Source organism: Polaromonas sp. P3_A5 (assembly GCF_056403055.1).
In genome coordinates this window covers 1,514,334-1,528,394 of the sequence record NZ_JBFUGF010000001.1, presented here as the reverse complement: position 1 = coordinate 1,528,394, position 14,061 = coordinate 1,514,334, and the positions used below count along the sequence as shown (strand labels likewise).

Annotated in this window: 11 protein-coding genes; 2 read left to right on the top strand and 9 right to left on the bottom strand. The window is 62.2% G+C overall.

The window, feature by feature from the left end; genetic code table 11:
* Positions 1-118: 118 nt before the first annotated feature.
* Positions 119-553 (bottom strand): gamma-glutamylcyclotransferase family protein, encoded by a 435-nt coding sequence (locus AC1DU8_RS07330; RefSeq protein WP_457280343.1) that lies wholly within the window; start codon positions 551-553, stop codon positions 119-121.
* Between the two features lie 172 nt (positions 554-725).
* Here AC1DU8_RS07330 and AC1DU8_RS07325 point away from each other — a divergent pair, with 172 nt between their 5' ends.
* On the top strand, positions 726-1,673 hold the full coding sequence (locus tag AC1DU8_RS07325) for a DMT family transporter (RefSeq protein ID WP_477726594.1): 948 nt from the start codon (positions 726-728) through the stop codon (positions 1,671-1,673).
* Here AC1DU8_RS07325 and AC1DU8_RS07320 read toward each other — a convergent pair.
* The 4 genes from AC1DU8_RS07320 to AC1DU8_RS07305 form a co-directional block, all read right to left on the bottom strand.
* On the bottom strand, positions 1,618-2,448 hold the full coding sequence (locus AC1DU8_RS07320) for an ABC transporter permease (protein ID WP_457280967.1): 831 nt from the start codon (positions 2,446-2,448) through the stop codon (positions 1,618-1,620). The genes AC1DU8_RS07325 and AC1DU8_RS07320 overlap by 56 nt on opposite strands.
* A 61-nt stretch (positions 2,449-2,509) precedes the next feature.
* On the bottom strand, positions 2,510-3,451 hold the full coding sequence (locus AC1DU8_RS07315) for an ABC transporter permease (protein ID WP_457280341.1): 942 nt from the start codon (positions 3,449-3,451) through the stop codon (positions 2,510-2,512).
* Positions 3,452-3,487: 36 nt separating this feature from the next.
* Entirely contained in the window at positions 3,488-4,591 is a 1,104-nt protein-coding gene (locus tag AC1DU8_RS07310; RefSeq protein WP_457280340.1) for an ABC transporter ATP-binding protein, read from the bottom strand.
* Positions 4,592-4,691: 100 nt separating this feature from the next.
* Positions 4,692-5,855: an extracellular solute-binding protein gene (locus AC1DU8_RS07305; protein WP_457280339.1), complete on the bottom strand. Its 1,164-nt coding sequence runs from the start codon at positions 5,853-5,855 to the stop codon at positions 4,692-4,694.
* A gap of 512 nt (positions 5,856-6,367) precedes the next feature.
* On the opposite strand from AC1DU8_RS07305, the gene AC1DU8_RS07300 reads away from it, so the two are divergent.
* A complete protein-coding gene (locus tag AC1DU8_RS07300; protein WP_477726593.1) occupies positions 6,368-8,503 on the top strand; it encodes an acyl-CoA dehydrogenase in 2,136 nt (711 codons plus the stop codon).
* A gap of 9 nt (positions 8,504-8,512) precedes the next feature.
* On the opposite strand, the gene AC1DU8_RS07295 is transcribed toward AC1DU8_RS07300, so the two are convergent.
* Genes AC1DU8_RS07295 through AC1DU8_RS07280 form a run of 4 tightly spaced genes read right to left on the bottom strand, consistent with a single transcriptional unit; the run spans position 8,513 to position 14,035 of the window.
* On the bottom strand, positions 8,513-10,045 hold the full coding sequence (locus AC1DU8_RS07295) for a malonate--CoA ligase (protein ID WP_477726592.1): 1,533 nt from the start codon (positions 10,043-10,045) through the stop codon (positions 8,513-8,515).
* Entirely contained in the window at positions 10,032-10,862 is an 831-nt protein-coding gene (locus tag AC1DU8_RS07290) for an enoyl-CoA hydratase/isomerase family protein (protein WP_457280336.1), read from the bottom strand. Before AC1DU8_RS07290 ends, AC1DU8_RS07295 begins: the two co-directional genes overlap by 14 nt.
* 7 nt (positions 10,863-10,869) lie before the next feature.
* The gene (locus tag AC1DU8_RS07285; protein WP_457280335.1) at positions 10,870-11,853 is read right to left on the bottom strand and encodes a Bug family tripartite tricarboxylate transporter substrate binding protein; all 984 of its coding nucleotides are present in this window, start codon (positions 11,851-11,853) and stop codon (positions 10,870-10,872) included.
* Positions 11,854-11,908: 55 nt separating this feature from the next.
* Entirely contained in the window at positions 11,909-14,035 is a 2,127-nt protein-coding gene (locus tag AC1DU8_RS07280) for an alpha/beta hydrolase domain-containing protein (RefSeq protein WP_457280334.1), read from the bottom strand.
* Positions 14,036-14,061 lie beyond the last annotated feature (26 nt).

The following is a 14,061-nucleotide window of genomic DNA, read 5'->3' as shown; positions in this document are numbered from 1 at the left end:
TCCACATTACGGAATCAATTTATTGAATGATGAAATGTGAAGGGCGGCTTGCATCGGTGGTCAGCGCGCACATCAGCCCCTGCCTCCTCTCAGGGTCCTGAAGCCCTTTGCGAACGACTCAGCTGGCGCCGCCGGTTCGATGCAACACCCAGTCGCCCAGCGTAATCACCGGTTTGCCGTGAATCCGTTCGGGGGCGATCTCATAGAGGAAACACACCAGTTCCCGCGCGCGCTCCGGTTGACCAGACCCGGATACCGGCTCAAGTTGCACCGCCACTTCGCGCTTGGTGTATTCACCGGTCTGCTGCGGCCAGACCTCCTCGATTTCATCCAGCACACGCTCCAGCTCGGGCGCCACCGCATACACCTCTCCCTGCACGGTTCCCGGTCCGGTCAGCGTCAGGCCCGGATAGCTACCCAGATGGTGCATCACGCCTGCCACGCTGGCGCGCCCTATCCAGCGGGGTGGCGGCTGCAAATGGTTGATGTCGCGCTGCTCACCCTTGCGCAGGGTGCCGTAAACAAAAACATAACGGACAGGAGATTGAGGCATTGTTTGAGTGTCGTCGCCAGAGAGTCGTCATCGGATTGTGGGCTGTCCAGGCTGCGTGTAACCGGCAATGCCCCACTGAAATTAAGGCATGATTTCAACCTCTGCCAGGCCGTTCCCGGCCGGTATAAACGCAGGCCCCGCACTGGCCCGCACCACAGGAGTCTCCAGTTTAATGAACCGAATCGTGGCTTACGCCTGCCTGGCGCTCAGCATGTCGCTCGTTGGCAGCTACGTGGCGCTTTCCAAACCCCTCGTCATCGCCTTCCCCGTCTTTTTGCTGGCCTGGCTGCGCTTTGGCATCGGTGGCAGCGCCATGCTGCACTGGCTGAAAAAACCGGCAGGCGAAGTCCCCATGAGCCGGCAAACCGGCCGACTGCTGTTCCTCGAATCCTTTCTGGGCAATTTCCTGTTTTCCATCTTCATGCTGTTTGGCGTGAGCATGACCAGCGCGGTTGCGGCCGGTGTGATCATGGCGTCCATTCCGGCAGCCGTTGCGCTGATGAGCTGGCTCTTCCTGCGGGAACGCATCGGTGCGCGCGTATGGGGCGCTATAGCCTGCGCAGTGGTCGGCATTGGCCTTGTTTCGCTATCAAAAAATGAGCTGGTTGCGCCCGTCAGCATTGGCCCGGAGGCCGATTTGGCACACAGAAATGCCTGGCTGGGCAATTTGCTGCTGGTGGGTGCGGTTTTATGCGAGGCGGCCTACGCCGTGATCGGCAAGAAGCTGACCGGCGTACTCAGCCCCAAACGCATCACCGCACTGATCAACCTCTGGGGCTTTGCCCTCGTCACCCCTTTCGGCCTCTGGATGGCCTGGGGATTTGACTTTGGCAAGGTGGCGCCCTCCGCCTGGCTGTTGCTGCTGTTTTATTCGCTCGCGGCCAGCGTATGGACGGTCTGGCTCTGGATGACCGGGCTCAGGAGGATTCCGGCGAACCAGGCCGGCGTTTTCACCGTATTGCTGCCGGTCAGCGCCGCAGCGGTCGGCGTCATTGTTCTGGGAGAAAAGCTCAATGGCACCCAGATCGGTGCTTTTGCCATCGCGCTGACCGGCGTCGTGCTGGCTACTTTGCCCGGGCGGGGTCCGGGAAAGCCTGTTCCGGTCGAGCCGCCGCACTGATTTCGCGGTCCAGCCGTTTTTGCCGGCGCATCACGGAGATGCTGTAGGCAATGATGCCCAACGACACCACCGTGATCAAAATCGTGGCCGCTGCGTAAATCGACGGGTTCACACCGCGGCGGGCGTAGCTGAAGATCACCTGCGGCAAGGTCGTCACGCCGGGCCCCGACAAGAATTCGGAGATCACGACGTCGTCAAACGACAGTGTGAAGGTGAGCAGCCAGGCCGATACCAACGCCGGCGCAATGCTGGGCAAAGTCACCAGAAAGAACACCTGCACAGGCCGGCAACCCAGGTCCATGGCGGCTTCTTCCAGGGTGCGGTCCATTTCGCTGAGCCGCGACTGGATGACCACCGTGGCGTAGGCCATGCCGAGCAAGGTGTGCCCCGTCACGATGGTGATGAAACCCCGGTCCGGCCAGCCGATGGCGCGCTGCACCGCCACCATCAGCAGCAGCAGGGCCAGACCGATGATGACCTCGGGCATGACCAGGGGCGCATTGACCAACCCGTAGAACAGCGTACGCCCGGTAAAGCGCAAATAGCGAACCAGTACAAAGGCAGCGAAGCTGCCGAGCACCACCGACAGCGTGCCGGTGATCAGCGCCACCTTGAGCGACAGAAAAAATCCTTCCACCAACCGGGAGTCCGACAGCAGCGCCTCATACCAGCGCGTTGAAAAGCCGGTGAAAACACCGTCTTGCCGGGTACTGTTGAAAGAAAAGACGATGAGAAAGATGAGCGGAATGTACAGGAACAGGTATACCAGGCCCATCCAGATCCGGCCGACGTTGTTCTCAAAAAACCGGAGGATTGGTCTCAACACGTTTTTCATGTCAATGCCGTCCTTGCGCATCGCGGTCGCTGCTGGAGCGGTAGTAAAACGCCAGCGGCACCAGGATCAGGAGGATCATCACGACAGCCAGCGCGGATGCGCGCGGCCAGTTGTTGCTGCTGAACATCTCGTCCCACACCACGCGGCCGATCATGATATTTTCAGCGCCCCCAAGCAGCGACGGAATCACGAACTCGCCGACGCTGGGGATGAAAACCAGCATCGAACCGGCGATGATCCCGGACTTGCTGAGTGGAACAGTGATCAGCCAGAAAGCCTTCCAGGCGCTGGCGCCCAGATCATGGGCAGCCTCCAGCAGACGAAAATCCATCTTCACCAGGTTGGCGTAAAGCGGCAGGATCATGAAGGGGCAGTACACATAGGTCATACCGACCAGCATGGAAACGTCGGTGTAGAGCATCACCATCGGCTCCTGGATGATGCCCAGCGATAGCAGCAGGTTATTGAGCACGCCCTGATCGGCCAGGATGCCCTTCCACGCATAGACCCGCAGCAGGAAAGACGTCCAGAACGGCAACATGACCATCATCAGCAAGGCCGGGCGAATCGCCGGCCGCGAGCGCGCGATGAAGTAGGCAAACGGATAGCCGATCACCAGGCAAGACAGCGTGGTGAGCAAGGCGTACTTCAGCGAGGTCTTGTAAGCCTCCATGTAGATGGTGTTGCCAAAACCGCCTGCCGTATCGGCCGCCTTGTCGATGAAGATGGACGCATAGTTGTTGTAGCGCAGCATGACGTGCCAGGACCCCTGCACCGTCTCGATCAGCGGCGCGAAGGGATCCACGCCATTGCCCATGTCCGTGACACTGATCCGCAACAGGATCAGGAAAGGCAACACAAAGAACAGCAGCAACCAGACATAAGGCACGCCGATCACGAAGCGCCGCCCCAGGTTGAGTTGAAGCCAGGAATGAATTTTCATCGCGGTAGTGAGATAGCTTGGCGTCGCAGCAGCAGCTTATTGAGTCAGCACCACGGGCGCCGAATCGTCCCACCAGAAGAACACCGCGTCTTCCCAGGTGATCAGGGAGCTCTCGTGGCGCGTGGTGTTGGTCTCGGTGATTTTCACCCTGCGACCGCCCGGCATTTCCACAATGAAGGTGTTGTAGCTGCCGAAGTAAGCGATCTCCCGCACCTTGCCGGTGAACAGGTTGACGTTCACCTCAGGACGGGTCTTGGCAATGTGAATCTTCTCCGGCCGCACCGCGATGGCCACCGACATCCCCAGCGTGCCGCTGATGCCGTGGCCCACGTTCACCACGCCCTGCTCCGTCGTGACTTCACAGCGGTCCGCCTCGTCCAGCGTGAGCTCGCCTTCAAACATGTTGACGTTGCCGATGAAGTCGGCCACAAACCGGCAATTGGGGTGCTCGTAAATTTCCTTTGGCGTGCCGACCTGCAGGACGCGGCCGTGGCTCATGACGGCAATGCGGGAAGCCATGGCCATGGCCTCTTCCTGGTCGTGGGTCACCATCACGCAGGTGACGCCCACGGATTCAAGAATGTTGACCAGTTCGAACTGGGTGCGTTCGCGCAGCTTCTTGTCGAGCGCGCCCAGCGGCTCATCGAGCAGCAGCAACTGGGGCCGCTTGGCCAGGCTGCGCGCCAGGGCCACACGTTGCTGCTGGCCGCCTGAGAGCTGGTGCGGCTTGCGTTTGGCAAAGGTCTCCAGCTGGACCAGCTTGAGCATCTCCTGCACACGCGCCTCGATCTCACCCTTGGGCATGCCTTCGCGCTTGAGTCCGAAGGCAATGTTGTCCCACACCGTCAGATGGGGAAAGAGCGCGTACGACTGGAACATCATGTTGATGGGCCGTTCGTAAGGCGGAAAAGAGGCGATGTCCACACCGTCCAGGATCACCGAGCCTTCGGTCGGTTTTTCAAAACCCGCCAGCATGCGCAGCAAGGTCGACTTGCCGCAACCCGAGCTCCCGAGCAGCGCGAAGATTTCGCCCTTGTGAATCGACAGGGACACATCGTCCACCGCCGCCACGCCATCAAAGCGCTTGACCAGCTGCTCAGTCCGCAAAAATCCGTCACCGGCCGGGAGGGGTAGATTCATGAACAGGGGTTCTCACCAAGAAAAAAGCTGCGCACACAAAGCATTGCATGCACAGCCGGATTCACACTGAAATCAGCGCTTGCCAGAGATCAGTAAAACGTCACTTGCCTTTTTTGAAGGCCGTGAACACATTGCTCATGGATTCACGCGCTTCGTTGCTGAAGCTGGCCGGAGACACCATTTTCTTCAGATTGTCCGCATCGGGAAATACCGCCTTGTCCTTGGCGATCTCTGGCTTGACGTTGGCCAGGCTGGCCTTGTTGGCGGTGGCGTAACCCAGCTCGTTGGTCAGAGATGCAGATACCTCGGGACGCAGCGAGTAGTTGATGAAGGCCAGCGCGTTGTTCGGGTGCTTGGCATCCTTCGGAATGGCCAGCGTGTCAAAGAAGATCAGGCCGCCGGTGCTGGGCAACAGGGCCTCGACGTCATTGCCGCTCTTGTTTTCAAGGGCTCGGGCACGGGCGATGTTGATGTCGCCGGCCCAGGCCAGTGCCACGCAGGCCTTGCCGCCGGCCAGGTCGTCAATCATGGTGCTGGAGAACATGCGGATGTGCGGACGCACCTTGGCCAGCATTTCGGCCGCAGCCTTGTGGTCGGCCGGGTCGTTCGAATAGGCGTTTTTTCCCAGGTAATGCATGGCGGGCGGCAGCACTTCGGTTGGCGAGTCGAGGTAGGCAATACCGCAGGATTTGAGCTTGGCGGTGTAGACCGGGTTGAACACCAGGTCCCATGCGTTTTCAGGCATGGGGGTGGAGCCCAGCGCCTTGGTCACCTTGGCCTTGTTGATGCCGACCGTGGTGAAGCTCCAGGCCCAGGGGACGAGGTAGGCGTTACCCGGGTCGATGGTGCCCAGCTTTTCCATGATGGCGGGGTCGAGGTTGCCGTAGTTGGCGACCTTGGACTTGTCGAGCTTGGAGAGCAGGCCGCCGTCGATTTGCGGCTTGGCGAATACAGCGCCGGGCACCACGATGTCGTAGCCGGTGTTGCCTGCCACCAGCTTGGCATGCAGGGCTTCGTTGTTCTCGAAGGTCTGGTAGTTGACCTTGATGCCGGTTTCTTTTTCGAAGTTGGCGATCATGTCCTTGGCGACATAGTCAGGCCAGTTGTAGACATTGAGCACCTTTTCTTCGGCGGGGGCAGCGGCGGGTGCGCTGGCTGCGGGAGCCGGAGTGGCCGCGACAGGCGCCTCCTCTTTTTTACCGCAACCGGCCAGCATAGCTGCCAGGATGGTTGAAATCGCCAGATAGCCAAGATGCTTTTTCATAATGTCCGTAACTCCTCTTAAAACTTGGAAGTAAAAACCAGGAAACTCAAGCAAAAATCAGACCGGAGCAATTGTATAAGAGGGCTAGAGCCTGTCATCATATAAATCGCCCCCGCGCTGGGGCTGCAAGGGGCGCAGCGCTAGGCGCAGGCCGCCGACCGGGGTATCCCCCGGTCAAGGGCTGCAACAACGCGAGGCGCCCCTTGCAGCCCCAGCCCTACGGGTGGCACCCGGAAAAGGCCGCACTCGTCGTTGCGAAGCCTCACCGGGGGCCTACCCCGGCTTCATTTCGCGCCTAGATTGCGACCTTTTCCGGGTGCCACACAGGGGCGATTTATATGATGACAGGCCCTAAAGCCGCGGGAACTTTTTCTCCCCGGGGCCTGCCTCCACGGCAGCCCGGCATCTGGGCCAATTCGCCTACAGCCAGATACGCCCAAGGACGGCTGCCCAAATGGCTCGCGCTGCATACGCTAAGGGCAATTCCCTTACTTTCAGCTCAGGAGAAACCCATGGGACTTACCCAATGGTTAGGCCAGGCCGCCATGAAGCCCTTTGCCCGCGCGCTGCCCGCCATGGGCGACACCGAGCGGGCAGCGCTGGAGGCGGGCACGGTCGGGTTCGAAGGCCGGCTGTTCTCGGGAACACCCCATTTTGATGCCCTGCTGGCCGCTGGACCCAATGTACTGAGCGCCAAAGAGCAGGCCTTCCTGGACAACGAGGTCACGGCATTGTGCGCACTGCTGGACGATTTCGCCATCGACCAGGCCGGCGACCTGCCAGCCGAGGTCTGGGCTTTCATGCGCGGCAGGCGCTTCTTCGGAATGATCATTCCCGAGGAATGGGGTGGCCTCGGGTTCAGCCACTACGCCCATGCCACGGTAGTGACGCGTATCGCCACACTCAATATTTCTGCCGCCGTGACCGTCATGGTGCCCAATTCGCTGGGCCCGGCCGAACTGCTGCTGCGCTATGGCACAGCGGCACAAAAAGAGCACTACCTGCCACGCCTGGCCGATGGCCGCGACCTGCCCTGCTTCGGACTGACCTCGCCTTATGCGGGCTCCGATGCCGCGTCCATCCCTGACCGCGGCGTTGTCACCGAGCGCGAGATCGACGGCGTCATGGTGCGCGGCTTCAGTGTGGATTTCTCCAAGCGCTACATCACGCTGGCGCCCATCGCCACCGTGGTCGGCCTGGCCTTCAACGCGGTGGACGAAACCCTGCCCGAAGGCCAGCGCAACCTGGGCATCACCTGCGCGCTGATTCCCGTGCCGCAACCGGGCATGCAGATCGGCAGGCGGCACCGGCCGATGGACGCCGCCTTCATGAATGGCCCCATCGAAGGCCGTGAAGTCTTCATCCCCATGGACTGGATCATCGGCGGCGAGCAGCAGGTCGGCCAGGGCTGGCGCATGCTGATGGAATGCCTGGCCGCAGGACGCGCCATCTCATTGCCTGCGCTGGGCTCGGCCATGCAGCAAACGGCTCTTTTCGTCGCCAACGGTTACGGCCAGGTGCGGGAGCAGTTCGGGCTTCCCATCGGCCGCTTCGACGCCATTGCCGGCGTGATTGCGGAGATGGCCTGCGAGCTCTATGCGACGGACGCCGCACGCCGCTACACCGCTGCCGTGCTCGACAAAGGAGAGCAGCCCAGCGTGGCCAGCGCCATCCTGAAAGTGCACCTGACCGAAGCTGGGCGGCGCGCCGTCAGCCACGGCATGGACATTCTGGGCGGGAAAGGCATCATCCAGGGCCCGTCCAACCTGCTGTCGGTGGCCTACCGCGGTGCGCCCATCGCCATCACCGTCGAGGGCGCCAACATCCTCACCCGTTCCCTGATCATTTTTGGACAAGGCGCGGTGCGCTGCCACCCCTACGTGATGAAGGAAATGCAAGCCGTGCAGGGCAACGATGCGCAGGCGCTGGGGGAAGCGCTGATCGGCCATGGCGGACACGTGCTGCGTAACTTCTGGCACAGCATCGCCGGTGCGCCCATGCAAGGCACGCCACCCCTGGGCCTCGAAAAAGAAGCCCGGCTGATCGCCCGCCTGAGCAGCCAGTACGCATTGACCTGCGACCTGGCCATGGGCTTGCTGGGCGGCAAGCTCAAGCGCATGGAGTTGCTGTCGGCAAGGCTGGGCGATGTGCTGGCCCATCTCTACATGGCCAGCGCCTGCCTTTGGCGCCATGCCTTCGACAAGGATACGACCATGCTGCCGGTCGCACAGGCGGCCATTCGCGTGCAGCTCGATGAAGCCGGCAACACGCTGGAGGCCCTCTACGCCAACTTTCCTTCGCCGCTAAGGCGTGTAGTGGGTGCACTGGTGCTGAACCGCAGCACGCGCCTGGCACCGCTTCGGGACGTTCAGCTGCTGGAACTTGCCAAACTTCTGCGGACCAAGTCCGCTGTCGTAAGGCGTCTGTGCCCCGATTTGGCTACGCCAACAAGCGGCGGGCTGCGCGACCTGATGGACGCGCTCGATCTGGCAACGCAGCTCGGCGAAGAAACCGTGGCGCTGAACAAGGCCGTGCGCAGCAATCAGTCCATGGAGCACGCCGCGCAAGCCTCAAGCCGCCCGAACCTGGCGTTGGCTTATTTGCGCGCCGCCGACAAGGTGATCCAGGTCGACGACTTTGCGCCTTAGAACCTGTTCTTAAGCCGCGGCCCGGGTAAACAATCCCTTGTACTGCTCACGCAGCAAATTCTTCTGTACCTTGCCCATGGTGTTGCGCGGCAACTCGTTGACCACAAAGCAGTGCTTGGGAATCTTGAAGTTGGCCAGCTTCGATTTCAGTTCGCTCACAATCCTGCTTCCCTCAAGCACGACGCCCGGCTTGGCGATCACGACGGCCACGCCGACCTCGCCGAAATCCGGGTGCGGCACACCGACCAGCGCGCTTTCGGCCACGCCGGGCATGTCGTTGATGTAGCCTTCAATTTCGGCGGGATAGACGTTGTAACCGCCGCTGATGATGAGGTCTTTGCTGCGGCCCACGATGACGATGTAGCCGCGCTCGTCGATCTTGCCCACGTCGCCGGTCTTGAAGTAGCCGTCTGCGGTGAACTCTTCTTTTGTCTTCTCCGGCATGCGCCAATAGCCCTTGAAAATATTCGGGCCCTTGACCTGGATGCCGCCGATCTCACCGGCCGGCAATGACTCGCCGCCTTCGTCCTGCACTCGCAGGCTGACACCGGGTAACGCAAAGCCCACCGTACCGCCGCGCCGCTCGGCACCCTTGTAAGGGTTGGACGTGAGCATCACGGTTTCCGACATGCCGTAGCGTTCCAGAATGGTGTGGCCGGTGCGCTCTTTCCACTCGTTGAAGGTCTCGATCAGCAAAGGCGCCGACCCCGCCACAAAGAGCCGCATGTTGCGGCAGGCTTCGCGGGTCAGCCCCGGCTCGGCCAGCAGGCGCACATACAGCGTGGGAACGCCCATGAACACCGTGGCTTGGGGCAGCTTTTTCACCACCAGCTTGGGGTCGAATTTGGCCAGCCAGATCATCTTGCTGCCGTTGATGAGCGCACCGTGAATGGCAACAAAGAGTCCGTGCACATGAAAAATCGGCAGGGCATGGATCAGCACATCGCCTTTTTTCCAGCCCCAGGCATCTTTGAGCACCAGCGCATTGCTCAACATGTTTCCGTGCGAAAGCATGGCGCCCTTGCTGCGGCCGGTGGTACCACTGGTGTAGAGGATGGCGGCCAGGTCGTCCGCCCGCCGTGTCACCACTTCATGCTGGTCGCTGCAATGCGCCGCACGGTCCAGCAGCGAGCCTGTGCGGTCATCGTCCAGTGTGAACACGTTCTGCGTGCCGGCCTTGAAGGCGATCTTGCTGACCCAGCCAAAATTCTTGCTGCTGCAGACCATCACGGACGGCTCCGCGTTGTCGATGAAGTATTCGATCTCGGCGCTTTGGTAGGCAGTGTTGAGCGGCAAAAACACATAGCCGGCGCGCAGCGTCGCCAGGTAAAGCATCATGGCTTCCACCGACTTCTCGACCTGCACCGCCACCCTGGCCCCTTCAGGTAACCCCAGCGAGGCCAGCAGGTTGGCCATCATCGCAGTGCCGCGTTCGAGGTCGCGCCACGAATAGCAGAGGCCGTTGTCAGTTTCGACGGCGACTTCATTGAGCGAAGAAGGAAATGCGGCTCGAAGCGCTGCAAACAGGTTATGGTTTTTCATGGGTCAGGCTGGCTATGGTTGGAATGTCGGCCGCCCGGCGATCAAACCGGGGCAGGCGTTTTTCAGTGAAAGCGGCAATACCTTCGCGGTGCTCGGCAGAAGGGGCATAACGGTAGGCTGTTGCTATCAAATCAGTAGCTGGTTGCGCTGATCCAGTGGGCGCCAGAGCCCTGAATGCCTGTTTATTCAGGCGCGCGGCGCCAGGCGCAAGGGCACAGGTGCGATCCACGCACGCCATGACCAGGGCCTCGACGTCCTGGCCTGGCGCAACCTGGTTGAGAAAGCCGCGCTGCTTCATCTCGGCGGCCCCCAGAACGGCAGCCGAAAGCAACATCTCCCGAGCGGTCAGCTCTCCGGCGGCACGCATCACCAGCGCAGCCTCGCGCGGCGCCATCGGGAAGCCGAGCTTCGCGATGGGCGCACCGAACTTTGCCGTATCGCCGGCAATGCGGATATCGCAGCAGCTGGCGATCTCAACGCCGGCGCCCATGCAGTTGCCTTCGATCTGCGCGACGATGGGGACGTCGCAGTCCAGCATGGCCTGCAAGCCGCCCCATACATCGTCTTCATGAAACGCGCGCAGGCCCGCTTCTTCAAAGCGAAAGCCGGCGTATTCGGAGATGTCGCCGCCCGCGCAAAACTGCCCGCCCTCTCCCCGCACCAGCACGCAACACAACGCTGCGCTTTGCTGGATGCGCTCAAACGCCGCGCGCAACTCGCGCCACATGGCGCGAGACATGGCGTTGAGCTTGCCGGGATGGGACAGCGTCACAAAGGCAACGGGGCCTTTCACTTCCAGTAAAACGACACCGGTCATCAAGGGGTCAGTCGAGTTTGGCGCCGGAGGCTTTCACCACCGCCGACCAGCGTTTGACCTCGTTGCTCACAAACGTGCCGAACTGCTGGGGCGTGAGGTTGCCGAAGTCCGCGCCGTTGTTGGCCCAGATGGCTTTGAGCTCGTCGCTGGTGGCGGCCTTGCGCAGGTCTTCCACGATGCGTGCCTGCACGTCGGCTGGTGTGCCCTTGGGCGACCAGATGCCGTACCAGGTGGTCACGGTGTAGTCGGGCAGGCCGAGTTCGCCGGCGCAGGGCACGTCCGGGAAAGCCGGGTTGCGTTTCGTGCCCGACACCATCAGCGCCTTGATGCGGCCGCCCTTGATGTGGTTGGCGGAAGAGCCCAGGCCGTCAAACATCATGTCGACGTTGCCGCCAATCAAGTCCTGCAGCGCAGGGCCCGCGCCGCGATAAGGGATGTGCGTGATGAAGGTCTTGGTTTGCTGCTTGAAGAGCTCCCCGGCCAGATGGTGCGAAGTACCCGCACCGGCGGAGCCGTAGTTGTATCTGCCGGGTGCCTTGCGCACGGCCGCGATGTAAGCCTTGAAGTCTGCGAACGGCATGTTGCGGGGATTGACCACCAGCACCTGCGGCACATTGGCCATCAGGGCCAGCGGCACAAAATCTTTCTCGATGTCGTAGTCCAGCTTGGGATACATCGACGGCGCAATCGTGTGATGCACGGCACCCATGAACAGCGTATAGCCGTCGGGCTGCGCCTTGGCGGCGATGCTCGCGCCCAAGGTGCCGCCGGCTCCGCCGCGGTTGTCGATGATGAGCTGCTTGCCTGTGAGTTTGGCGAACTGCGCCGACAGCGGCCGTGCGAACGCATCGGTACCGCCGCCGGCTGGAAACGGCACGATCATCGTCACCGGCTTGGTGGGCCAGGCTGACTGCGCATGCAGCAGGGGTGATGCGGTTGCAGCGCTGGCCGCAGCGATGCGCAGGACGTCGCGCCGGTTAAATGAAATCATGGTTTGTCTCCTTTGATAAGTTTTACTACGGGATGATATTCGTTAAAAATCGCCTTCAACGCAGCACCGCGCTGGCTTCGGCAGCCTTGATTAAGCGCACCGCGTCTTCGGCCAGCAGGAAACCCTGGGCCTGGGCTTTGTCGGCGGCCTTGCGCACGGCGACCACATAGCCCTCGTGCGAACCGTAGCGCTCCTGCAGCGACAGGCGCGGGTCGCCGTTGGCACTGCGCTCCTGCGCCGTGCGGGCAAAGGGCACCATGCCGCCCACGTAATTGCAGATTTGTCCCTGATGGAACGGCCGGGCGCCGCCCGTCGTGATGTTCCAGCCCAGGTAGGTGCCCAGCGGCGCTTCGAGCAGCACTACCGGCACGCCGCCCAGCTCATTGCCGTCGGCGTCCACACGCGGCGCCAGCATGGGCAGCACCCGGCGGATGGGCGGCGGCGCATTGGATGCCACGCCCGAGCCATCGGCAGGGTTGAACGCGGGGCCCCAGTCATAGTCAAGCACCGGCATGATGAAGTCCGGCTCGGGCACGGTGGGGCGCAACTGCGGCAGCGTGGGAAAGCCGATGCCTTCCTTGGTGGCCAGCGCCAGCGAGCCGCGCGGCTCGCCGGCACGCGGCGCCAGGGTAGGCCAGCGGCTGGGCGGTGGCTCGGCGCCACGCATCACCCAGTTGCGAAAGTGCGCGCGCAGCGCGTTCACGGTTTCGGTATGCGGCACCGGGTTGGCGGGTAACACACCCATGCCGAAATTGTTGCCCGGACAACTGGCGCCTGCCGTTGGAAGGCCCACGCCCGGCAGGCTGGTGTCAAAGCCCCCTGCCCCGCCGCCGTGGCTGGAGCTGGCAATGTAATAGCGCCGCACGTTGGCAGGCAGAGGCAGGTCGGCCCTGGCATCGGTACCCACCCATTCCGGCGTAAGTTTCAGGGCCCAAACCTCGGCCGAGCCAAAGTGCTCAACGATTTTCGGGCAGGTCTTGCTGGCTTCGCAACGATCAAGAATACCGGCAGGCGGCCCACCGCGCACCGGGTCGGCCGCGCGTGCCCACCACTGCGGCCCTTCACTGCCGGCCTGGTACAGCTCCAGCACGCCATCGGGCTGGGCCCAGCGGAAGTTCAGCGCGATGCGCCGGCCCGCAATGATGGGCCAGAGGCCGTCATGCACCTGGCGCCCGGCTTCGTCCCGGTTAAAGCCCAGGTGCAGCCAGCCGCGCAGAAAGTTACCGGACTGCGAGACGCCCCGGCCAATGCTGTGGGTCACCACCCCAGCCACCGGGTTCGGTGTGCCGGCGTCATCGGCCCTGGCCGTCTTGAAGAACACCCCCATATCGCGCCAGGCGGCAAAGCCCACGCCCAGCAGGTAGGGGTCGGCGGCCTTGAACACCACCTGGTAAAGCTTGCTGGCATCGAAGCCGTTCTTCAGGCAAATCTGCGTGGCATCAGGTATGCCGGGAAAAGGATTGGCCGCATCGCATTTGGCCCAGGCCCAGTCGGTGGAAGGAATCACTGTCTCGCCGGTCACATCGCCACGGGTGGATTCAGCCGTGCGCGACACCAGGCGCGACTGGCGCGTGTCCAGGCTCACTGGCTTGTACGGAACAGGATTTGTTTGCACGATCAGCGGCTGCGAACCCGGGCCGGTGCGATTGACGATGCGGCCAAACACCTCACCGGTGACGGGTGAGCCATCGGCATTCCTTGCCACCGGCACCTTGAGCCAGTGGGGAAGCTCGACCGCAGCAGTGGCCCGCACCATGGTGGCGCCGGCGTTGTCGCCCTGCCAGGCGCTGGTGAGGTCGATGTCACCCAGCGCACGCTCCTGCACCACATTGGGCCGGCGCAAACCACGGTTGGGCACCTCATGCCACATCAGGCCGCTGGCCCTGGACGAATCAACCGGCTTGGTCAACACAAAGGTGGCCACGTAACGCACCTTGCCATCGGCCTCTTTGCCCAGTTCAATGTCCTGGATGATGGCATTGCCAGGCGCCTTGGGGTCCAGCTCGCCGAACGCGCGGCCGGCAACCTGTTCAAAGGCAACACCACCTGACAGGTCTGCCGCCAGGGGAACGGTTTCGTCAATCACGATCCGCGTGACGCGGGCCTGGGCGGAATGTCCCAGCAAAAACACGGCGGCCAGCGACGCAAGCGCCAACCTTCCCATCAGGTGAACGGGTCTCATGTCTGTCTCCTTCGTTTTTATCTGTC

Coding starts and splice junctions, on each gene's coding strand:
- AC1DU8_RS07330 (WP_457280343.1), bottom strand. CDS start 553: ATGCCTCAATCTCCTGTCCGTTATGTTTTTGTTTACGGCACCCTGCGC.
- AC1DU8_RS07325 (WP_477726594.1), top strand. CDS start 726: ATGAACCGAATCGTGGCTTACGCCTGCCTGGCGCTCAGCATGTCGCTC.
- AC1DU8_RS07320 (WP_457280967.1), bottom strand. CDS start 2,448: ATGGGCCTGGTATACCTGTTCCTGTACATTCCGCTCATCTTTCTCATC.
- AC1DU8_RS07315 (WP_457280341.1), bottom strand. CDS start 3,451: ATGAAAATTCATTCCTGGCTTCAACTCAACCTGGGGCGGCGCTTCGTG.
- AC1DU8_RS07310 (WP_457280340.1), bottom strand. CDS start 4,591: ATGAATCTACCCCTCCCGGCCGGTGACGGATTTTTGCGGACTGAGCAG.
- AC1DU8_RS07305 (WP_457280339.1), bottom strand. CDS start 5,855: ATGAAAAAGCATCTTGGCTATCTGGCGATTTCAACCATCCTGGCAGCT.
- AC1DU8_RS07300 (WP_477726593.1), top strand. CDS start 6,368: ATGGGACTTACCCAATGGTTAGGCCAGGCCGCCATGAAGCCCTTTGCC.
- AC1DU8_RS07295 (WP_477726592.1), bottom strand. CDS start 10,045: ATGAAAAACCATAACCTGTTTGCAGCGCTTCGAGCCGCATTTCCTTCT.
- AC1DU8_RS07290 (WP_457280336.1), bottom strand. CDS start 10,862: ATGACCGGTGTCGTTTTACTGGAAGTGAAAGGCCCCGTTGCCTTTGTG.
- AC1DU8_RS07285 (WP_457280335.1), bottom strand. CDS start 11,853: ATGATTTCATTTAACCGGCGCGACGTCCTGCGCATCGCTGCGGCCAGC.
- AC1DU8_RS07280 (WP_457280334.1), bottom strand. CDS start 14,035: ATGAGACCCGTTCACCTGATGGGAAGGTTGGCGCTTGCGTCGCTGGCC.